Annotated in this window: 4 protein-coding genes; 1 reads left to right on the forward strand and 3 read right to left on the reverse strand. The window is 71.8% G+C overall.

Annotation, left to right across the window (positions count from 1 at the left end; genetic code table 11):
- Window positions 1-4: 4 nt before the first annotated feature.
- The 3 genes from ACGFIR_RS27770 to ACGFIR_RS27780 are packed head-to-tail and all read right to left on the reverse strand — an operon-like array spanning window position 5 to window position 8536.
- Window positions 5-2188: a lantibiotic dehydratase gene (locus ACGFIR_RS27770; RefSeq protein WP_393148099.1), complete on the reverse strand. Its 2184-nt coding sequence runs from the start codon at window positions 2186-2188 to the stop codon at window positions 5-7.
- Window positions 2185-3159 (reverse strand): LLM class flavin-dependent oxidoreductase, encoded by a 975-nt coding sequence (locus tag ACGFIR_RS27775; RefSeq protein WP_101411175.1) that lies wholly within the window; start codon window positions 3157-3159, stop codon window positions 2185-2187. The genes ACGFIR_RS27770 and ACGFIR_RS27775 overlap by 4 nt, the downstream gene beginning before the upstream one ends.
- The gene (locus ACGFIR_RS27780) at window positions 3149-8536 is read right to left on the reverse strand and encodes an SDR family oxidoreductase (RefSeq protein WP_393148102.1); all 5388 of its coding nucleotides are present in this window, start codon (window positions 8534-8536) and stop codon (window positions 3149-3151) included. Before ACGFIR_RS27780 ends, ACGFIR_RS27775 begins: the two co-directional genes overlap by 11 nt.
- 100 nt (window positions 8537-8636) lie before the next feature.
- On the opposite strand from ACGFIR_RS27780, the gene ACGFIR_RS27785 reads away from it, so the two are divergent.
- Window positions 8637-9683, forward strand: a complete 1047-nt coding sequence (locus ACGFIR_RS27785) for a pyridoxal-phosphate dependent enzyme (RefSeq protein ID WP_393148104.1) — start codon at window positions 8637-8639, stop codon at window positions 9681-9683.
- The last annotated feature ends 4 nt before the right edge of the window (window positions 9684-9687 follow it).

Consider the following 9687-nt stretch of genomic DNA (forward strand, 5'->3'; position numbering starts at 1 on the left):
CTGCTCACTCTCCGTTCTCGCCTCGGTACTGCTGACTGTCGACGCAGGTCAGCCTGAACTCCGCCGTGTAGCGGCGGCCCTGCGAATCACGCAGCCACAACTGGTCGGGTCCCGGCAGCATCTCGGTGACCGAGACGCTGCCACCGGGATCACGTTGCCGGCCACGGCGCAGCTTCGCCCAGAGCGTGTCGATCAGGGTGTCGTCGCGCAGGTCGACGTAGATCGGCTTGGCCTCACCCGCGACGACCCAGAACGCGACGTCGGGCAGCCCCCGGTCCGCCGCGACCTGCCGCACGTGCGACGCCACCGTCGCCAACCGGGCCTGCGCGAACTCGGCGAACCCGGTGAACGGGAGCTGCCACCGCTCCCGCGACACGACGACCCGGTCGATCTGGATCCGAGGCTGGTACGGGGACGGCGCCAGCAGCCCGAACCGGTTGAACGCGGCCAGGGCGAGGTAGTCGTCCAGCACCTCGATGAGATCGGCCTCGAAGTCGTCCACCACGGAGCGGACCACCAGCCGGCCATCCTCCCGGTGCACCCGCAGCGCGCCCGCCGCCACCACGTTCGCCCGCGGTGGCGCGTACGACTGCTCGGAGGAGACCCCCAGGTAGGTGTAGCCGGGCGAGTGGTACGCCTCGGGCGGCCCGGTACGGGAGTTCACCAGGCCGTCGGTCATCGAGTAGAGCGGGACGATCCGCTTCGGCATGTCGCTGTCGATGTCCCGCCGCAGCCCCGCCTGGTCGGGGTGCGACCACGAGAAGCACAACTGGTCGAGCGAGTTGATCGTGGGATGGACCTCGCCGAGCACGGCCAACCACCGGCCGTCGCGCAGGTCCTCCGGGCTGGCCGCCGCGAGCATGAGATCCGGACTGTGCCACCGTGCCGTCGGCCAGCCCGGTGCCGTGGCGGGGAAGGCCGTCAGGACCTTGTCCCGCAGTTCCTGCGACGAATAGGTCACCGGCCCGGCCATCGGCTGGGGGGCCAGGATCTCCGTCCAGCGTCGGCGCAGTTCGCGCGCCGCGGCGCCGGTCGGTCCGGTCGTACTGTCCTGGAAGGTCGGTGCGAGCTGGGCGAGCAGCCTGGGCAGGGGGTAGCCGTCGGCCGACTGGTCGGGCTCCTGCGCGAGCAGCTCGCCGACCAACGACCGGTATCCCCGGGCGATCTCGACCGAGAACCACCGCGCGCTCTGCAACAGGAGGCCGAGGGCCGGTGCCACGTCAGCCCGCAGCTCCGCCCCGAGTTCCGGGACGGTGTCGGCGCGACACTCCTCGTAGACGACCGTCCGTCCGGCGTAGTACCTGCCGTCGTGCCGCCGCGACGACTCCAGGGCGACGGTGGTGAACCGTTCGTGCAGCGCCTCCAGCGCGGAGGCCACCGCGGCCGGGTCGCCCACCGCGGCCGCGACCCGGTCCCGGGCCCGTACCAGCGACGTCAGTTCGTCCTGTGCCGCCTGCCGGCGCGCGGGATCGGCCACCCGGGCCAACTGCATGGCCAGCCGGCGCTCGGGATGCTGGGCCTGCGGAATGAAGAACCCACGGGTCAGCACCCCCATCGCCTGCAACTTACGGATCTCGGTGACGACCCGCGCGGCGTCGGCGGTCCCGTCGTCCAGGACAGCCGCCACATCCGCCACGGTCCGGAAGCCGTCGACCGCCCCGAGGACCCGTTGGCCCAACTCCGACAGGGACAGGAACGACCCGTCGCCCAGGTGGACGCCGCCCGGCCCCGCTGCCACGGCCGAGGCCACCTGCGGGACCGTCCAGTCATGCAGGTCGTAGCGCTCCGCGAGCGCCCTGCCCACCGCCTGGACGGCCCACATTTCGAAGAACACCTGCCCCCGGGTGACCGACCCCTGCTCGGGAACGACCGTGTCACCGTCGGTCCAGCGGCCCCAGGCCGTCGGTCCGAAGAACCCGATCGAGTCGTTCTTCGCGCAGTACCGCGACCGGTAGCTCGCCAGCGTCCTCGACAGATCCCGCTTCATCGGCCTGCCGTCGGTGACCCGACGCCGGGTCAGCTCGGCGACCTCGAGGTGCTGCCAGGTCAGCGCCTCCAGGAACGACGGTTGCCGGACGATCTCCGGGTCAGCGACCCACTCGAACGGCATGCCGGTGCTACGCAGGCAGAACCGACGCCAGACCGAGAACTCCTCGTCGCCCAACGGAAGCAGATGATCGGGGATCATGCGCTGGCGCTGATCCCGTACGTGGCGCGCAGCGTCTGAAGGCAGGTCTCGTAGCCGCGCTGAGCGGTGCCCGCCGGGGCGATCACGACCTCGTCGACGCCGGCCCGCCGGAAGGCGGCCAGACCACGGGCCGCCTCCTCGGGGCCGATCGCGGCCAGGGCCGACACCATCCCGGCGTCGGCCCTGCCCGTCTCGACGCAGTCGGCGAACCCGCTGTTGCGGAACAGCGCGCGGTAGGTCGCCACCCGCAGGTACGACGCGAGGAGCCGGCCGAACAGTTCGCGGTCGCGGTCGGGTTCGTCGCTGACCGCCGCGTGCATCATCGCGACCACGCGGAAGCCGTCCGGGCGCCCACCCCGCTTCGCCCAGCCGCGACGTAACGCGGGCAGCACGACGTCGGTGACGTACTGCGGCGTGCACATCCAGAGGATCACCCCGTCGGCGACCTCCGCGGCCAGTTCGAGCATCCGCGGGCCGAAGGCGCCGAGCAGGACGGGCAGGTCGTCACGCCGCCCGGGCGGGAGCGAGGCGTGCCCGCCGTACCATTCGCCGTCGACGTTCACCTCGCCCTCGTGGCACAGCTGCGTGACGACGCCGAGATACTCGCGGGTCCCCGCGAGCGCCGGCACGGAACGGCCGCCGACCATCCAGTCGCCGATCCCCCGGTGGCCCAGTCCCAGCCCGAGGTTCACCCGCCCGCCGGACATCTCGTCGATGGTCGCCGCGGTCTGCGCCATGACCACCGGAGGGCGCGAGTACATCGGCAGGATCGCCGTGCCCAGGCGCAGTCGTTCCGTCCTGACGGCCAGCCCGGCGAGCAGCGTGCCGACCTCAAGCTGATTGGGCATCTGCGGCAGCCACACCGAGTCCATGCCCAGCTGTTCCACGTCGCTGGTGAGCCTGAACATGTGCTGCGCCGACATGCCCTGGCCGCCCACCACGGCCCCGATGGCGGGCCGATCAGCCGGCATCGGTGGTCAGCCCCATCGTCTGCGCGACCTGCTCATCCGACATCGCCGAGATCTTCGCCACCAGGGCGGCCTCGATGACCTGGCCCAGGCCCCGGACGTGGCGGGAGTCGAACAGCTGCGCGGCCGAGACGTCGACCGAGAAGCGCTGCCGGATCCGGGACACCAGCTGGACCGCGAACAACGAGTTGCCGCCAAGGTCGAAGAAGTCGTCCTCGGCCCCGATCTGCTCGACGCCGACCGTGTCCGACCAGAGTTGCGCCAGGGCCCGCTCGAGGTCGGTGCTCGGCTCCACGTACGGCGTGGACAGGGTCCGTGCCGTGCCCGTGGAGGCACCGCCGGCGGTCAACTGCTCGGTGACCGCCGCCCGGTTGACCTTCGAGGTACGCCGCAACCGGACGTCGAGGCCCTCGGGGCACCAGATGACCTGCGGGCCCACCGCGCCACCGAGGATCAGCCGCAGTGCCTCCGCCCCGGCCTCGGGGGTGACCTCGTCCAGCGGCTCGGCGACTGCCGGTGCGGCGACCGCCGTCCCCTGGGTCCGCTCGGGCAGATCCTCCGGCATCCGGAAGATGGTGAACCGCTCCACCGTCAGGACCTCGTTGCCGTCGTCGTCGACGAGCGTCACGTCGGTGCTGGCGGTCTCGCCGAGGGTGTCGTCGAGGTGCCGGATGATGGCGTGCACCCGGCCGGGCAGCGCGCTGTGGACGCGGATGCGGCCGTAGCTGAACGGCAGGTAGAAGCCTTCGCCCCGGATGACCTGGCCGATCCCGATGCTGCAGTCCAGGACCGCCGGGTGCAGGTGGTACTCGTCGAGGTCGGAGCGGAACTGCTCGTCGAGCTCGACGGTCACCAGTTCCATGCCCGGCGCGGACCAGCGGCCCCGGATTCCGGACCAGCGGGGTCCGAACTTGAGCACGCCCTCGAAGTTGGCGAGATCGGGGACGGAGATCTCCGTCGCCTCGGCCCGCAGCTGCGCCAGGTCGTGCTTGGCGGGGTCGACGGCGCCGCCCGGGCCGACCCGGCCCTGTGCGTACTGGTTGCCGTCGGGGCTGCGCAGCACCACCTCGAACCCGTCGGGCTGCCGGCGCAGATCGAGCTGGCACCGCAGGCCGGGGTGGGCGACCAGCGGCTGGATGAGCATGAGGTCGGTGATCTCACCGTGCTGCTCGCCGGTCAGCTCAGCGAACGCGGCACGCACCAGCTCGATGATCCCCGTGCCGGGCATCGTCGGGATGCCGGTCATCCGGTGCTCGTCGAGAACCCAGTTCGTCGCGGACAGGTCGACGTCGAAGGTGCTGAGCGAGTCGTCGACGTCGGTCCGTGCGGAGAGCATCGGGTGGGCCACCGGACGGGCGTCCGCCGCGGCGGGCTGCTCCCCCCAGGCGATCTGGGCGAAGACCGACGGTGCCTCGACCTCCTGCGCCATGCCCACCTCGGCGAACGGCGGCCAGTTGATGGAGACCGTGTGCCGGCCCTCCGCCCACCGTGCCTGCGCGAAGGCGTCGAGCACCGCGTTGGCACCGACGTAGTCGCCGAGGCCGAAGTCGGAGGAGAGCACCGCGATCGACGAGTACAGCACCATCAGGTCGGGCTGGAAGATCTCGTCGAGCAGATACGTGCCGCGCACCTTCGGCGCGAGCACCGCCTGCGCGTCCTCGTGGGACCGGGTCTCGAGCATGCCGCCACCCGCCACGGCCGCCAGGTGGAACACCCCGTCGACCGGCCCGAAGTGGTCGAGCACCCGGTCGCGTACCGCGTGCATGCTGTCGGCGTCGGTGACGTCCGCCGCCAGCGTCAGGACCTGCCCACCTGACTCCTCGATCTCCTGGACCGCGCGGATGCGGTGCGCGACCGGCGCCTGCGGGGTGTCGGCCAGCACGGCCGGCCACTCCGCCCGGTCGGGCAACCCGCTGCGGCCGAGCAGCACCACCTTCGCCGACACCAGGTCCACGAGCTGACGGGCGAGGACCAGGCCGAGCCCGCCCAGGCCGCCGGTGAGGAGGTAGACACCCCCCTGGCGGAGCGCCGGCGGGGCACCCGCCGGCGCCGTCACCGAGATCCCGGCGTACGACCAGGCCCAGCGCTTGCGACCACGGTAGGCGACCTGCTGCTCCGGGCCCTTCCCGGCGATCTCCGCGAAGAGCTGTGCCACCGCCAGGTCCTCGCGGTACGTCCCGCCGAGGTCGATGCTGCGGCTGGTGACCGATTCGAGCTCCTTCGGCGCGAGCTTGACCACGCCCAGTACCGCCGCCTTGGCCGGCTCGACCAGGCCGTCGCCGGTGACGTCCTGCATCTGGCTCGTCACGACGACCAGCTCGACGGGCGTACCCGGCAGCCGGCGAACGGCCTCCTGGAGCATTCGCAGCACGCTGTGGAAGCCGTTGCTGAGCCAGTGCTCGGCGGCGGTGGCCTCGGTCAGGCCCTCGGGCCGGGTCCCGACGCAGAGCCCGTGCACCAGCGTCACCGGCGTCGGCAGGTCCGCGGGCAGGTCGGCCAGGAGCGCCATGGCCTGCTCGTCCGTCGTCGCCAGCAGCACGTTGGCGCCGGCGGCCCTGGCCCGCTCCGCCACCCGGGGCAGGACGGTGTCGTCCGGCGCGGAGAGGACGAGCCAGGTCCCCTCCGCGGCGGCCGGGTCCGGTGCCGGGGTCTCCAGCCACACCGGTGCCGTGTACGCACCGACCGGTCCGGCCGCGACGGCCGTCCCGCCGACGGCGGCCGGCTCTTCCTCGTCAGGTTCGATCCAGTAGCGCTGACGCTGGTAGGGGTACTCGGGCAGGGCCAGCAGGTTGCGCCGCTCGTCCGACCAGAACCCGGCCCAGTCCACCGGCACGCCCTCGGCCCAGAGCCGGCCGACCGCGCCGAGCAGGGTCTCCGCGTCGGACTGCTGCTGCTTCGGGTGGCGCAGCGTCGCCACCGCCACCGCCGAGCGGTCCTGGGCGGTGACGTAGCCGGTGAGCGTCCGGCCGGGTCCCACCTCGACGAAGGCCCGGTTGCCGTCGGTGGTCAGCAGCTCCACGCCGGCGGCGAACCGGACGCAGCCGCGCAGGTGCCGGGCCCAGTAGCGCGGGTCGGTCGCCTCGTCGTCGGCGATCCAGGTGCCGGTCAGGTTCGACACGAAGGGAATCGTCGGCGGGCGCAGGGTGGTCTTCCGTACCGCCTCCTCGAAGCGGTCGAGGATGCCGTCCATCGTCCGGGAGTGGAACGCGTGCGAGGTGTGCACCCGGCGGCTGGAGACGCCGTGCAGCATCAGTTCGTCCTCGAACCGTTCCACGTCCTCGGTCCGGCCGGCGACGACGCACACGCCGGGTGCGTTGATGGCCGCGATGTCCAGCGTGTCGTCCAGCATCGGGACGAGCAGCTCCTCGGGCAGGGTCACCACGAGCATCGAGCCGCTCTCGGCCGTCTGCATGAGCGCACCCCGCTCGGCCACCAGCCGCACCGCGTCGTCCCGGCTGAAGACCCCGGCCAGGGTCGCGGCCACGTACTCGCCGATGCTGTGCCCGAGCATCGCGGTCGGCTGGATGCCGACGCTCTGCATCGTCCTGGCCAGCGCGTACTCGATCGCGAACAGCAGCGGCTGGGTGTTGCGCGTCTGGTTCTGCGTCTCGCTGTCCGCCTTGAGCAGCAGGTGCAGCAGGTCCACGTCGTGGGTGGCGCGCAGCGCCGCCGCGCAGGCGTTGTACTCCGCGCGGAACACCGGCTCCGAGTGGTACAGCTCCCTGGCCATTCCCGGGTACTGCGCCCCCTGACCGGGGAAGAGGAAGGTGGCGCCGCGTGCCGCGGTGGCCCGGAAGGCGGGCAGGTCGACGGTCAGCCGGGCGGCGCCCTCCGCCGGGTCGGCGGCCACCACGAAGCGGCGCAGCGGCAGCGCCCGGCGGCCCGTGCTCAGGGTGTACGCGAGGTCGGCGAGCTCTTCGTCCGTGCCGGACAGCCAGTCGGCCAGCCGGCCGGTGAGCGCGTCGAGCGCCTCCGGCGTGTGGGCGGAGACGGGGATGAGCTGGACGGCACGCCGCCCGGGACGGGACGCCGCGCGGGCCGGCGGCTGCTCGATGATGACGTTGGCGTTGGTCCCGCCGATCCCGAACGAGCTCACCGCGGCCCGCCGGGGGCGCTCCGACGCCGGCCAGGAGCGCAGTTCGGTGCTGACGTAGAACGGGCCGTTGACGAAGTCGATGCGCGGATTGGGCTCGTCGAAGTTGATGACCGGGGCCAGCACCCCGTCCCGGACGGTGCAGACCGCGTTGACGAGACCGGCGACGCCGGCCGCCGCCCCGAGGTGACCCACATTGGCCTTGACCGACGCGATCGCGCAGTACCCGGCCTCGTCGGTCTGCTCACGCCAGGCGGTGCTGAGCGCGCCGACCTCGATCGGGTCGCCGACGAGGGTGCCCGTGCCGTGCGCCTCGACGTAGCCGATGGTGGCGGGATGCACGTCGGCGTCCCGCAACGCGGCGCGGACCACCGCGACCTGGCCGGAGGCGCTGGGTGACGAGAAGGCGCCCTTGTCGCTGCCGTCGTTGTTGATCGCCGTGCCGCGGATGACGGCGTGCACGGGGTTGCCGTCGGCCAGCGCGGCGGCCAGCGGCTTGAGCAGGACGGCACCGCATCCGTTGCCGAAGACGGTGCCCTGGGCCTGGGAGTCGAACGGCCGGATCCGGCCGTCCGGCGAGAAGATCCCGCCTTCCTTGTAGGCGTACCCGCCGATCTCCGGCAGGCAGATCTCGACGCCACCGGCAAGGGCGACCTCGCACTCACCGGCGCGCAGCGCCCGCACCGCGACGTGGACGGCCACCAGGGAGGTCGAGCAGGCGGTCACCATGCTGATCGCCGGGCCGGTCAGGCCGAGCCGGTAGGCCACGCTGGTGGCCAGGTAGTCCGTGTGGTTGCTGATCGAGGCGAGCAGGTTGCCGGCGCTGCGCATCGCCTGCGCGCTGCGGTAGATGTTGTCCTCGAGGTAGTTGTTGGGCCGCGAACCGGCGTAGACACCGATCCGGTCGCTGCCCTGACCGGGAACCACGCCGCCGTTCTCCAGCGCCGAGTGGCAGGTCTCGAGGAACACCCGGAACTGCGGATCCACCAGCTGGGCCTCGCGGCTGCTGAGCCCGAACAGGGCGGCGTCGAACATGTCGACGTCGCCGATGACCGGAGCCGCCCGCACGTACGCCGGGTCGGCCAGCTCGGCGTCGGTCACGCCGGCGGCCCGCAACTCCTCGTCGTCGAAGAAGGAGATCGACTCGACGCCGTCGAGAAGGTTGTCGCGAAACTCCTCAACGGAGCGGGCACCGGGGAATCGACCCGCCATACCGATAATCGCGATGGGTTGTCCAGCCGTCCGGGCGACGGGATCAAGACCAGCCTGATGCGCCATGGGGCACATGCTTGTTTCTCGTGGGTCCACGCATCAAGGTCGCGGCGAGTTCCTGGCGACAACTCGCCAGGTTCTTCCCGGCCACCGGGCGACCTTGCATCCTTTGGCAATGCTGGACAGGAATCGGAGGATCGCGCCGACCCCGGTCTCAGAGCTTCTCGTGACGCGTGGCGGCGACCATCACACGGTACTCCTCAAGCACGAGTGCCAACATCCGTCCGGCTCAGTGAAGGAACGGACCGCCCTCGGTCTGCTGCGTGCCCTCGACCGGGAGCGCCCCCTGACGGCGGGCACGGTGGTGGTGGAGTCCACATCGGGCAACCTGGGCATCGCGATGGCGCGGCTGTTGGCCGACATCGGTTGTCACTTCATCGCGGTCGTCGACCCGAAGACCCCGGCCGTCTCCCTCCGGGCGCTCACCGAGGCCGGCGCCGAGCTGCACCTCGTCGAGGAGCACGACGGCCAGGGTGGATACCTGCTCACCCGGCTCGACGCGGTACGACGGATCCTCCGGTCACGACCGGACTACCGCTGGCCCAACCAGTACGAGAACCCGGCGAATCCGGATATCCACGAGGAGAGCACGGCGCCGGAGATCATCGAGCAGGGCGGCCAGCACCTGGATGCCGTCTACGTCGCGGTCTCCACCGGTGGCACCGCCGCCGGGATCGCCCGGCACGTCCGCGGGTCGGGTAGAGGAATCCGGGTGATCGCCGTGGACGTGTTCCACTCGCTGGCGAGCGAGGTCTGCCCGGGCCCGCGCACGGAGATGCCGGCGACCGCCCGTCTCCTCCCGGGGATCGGCGCCAGCCGCCGGTCGTCGTTCCTCGAGGCGGGTTCCGTCGACGGCCGCCACCAGATCCGCGACAGCGACGCGATCGCGATGTGCCGGATGCTGCGGGAGGACACCATGATCGGCATCGGCGGGTCGGCGGGCTGCGTGCTGACGGCGTGTGTGACCGACCTGTTCGGACCGGCGGCTCCGGCGTTCCCCCTGTTGCTGATGCCGGACGACGCCAGCAAGTACGAGGACACGGTCTACGACGACGCCTGGCTGGCCAAGGTCGGCCTGCTCGATGCGGTCGAGTCCGCGATCCGGTCGTTCCGCCGGCAGGGCCTGTCGTTCAAGGCGAGCGAGCCGGCACGGGCCGGCTGACCCG

It is taken from the genome of Micromonospora sp. NPDC049051, from assembly GCF_043197575.1.
Taxonomy (GTDB): domain Bacteria; phylum Actinomycetota; class Actinomycetes; order Mycobacteriales; family Micromonosporaceae; genus Micromonospora.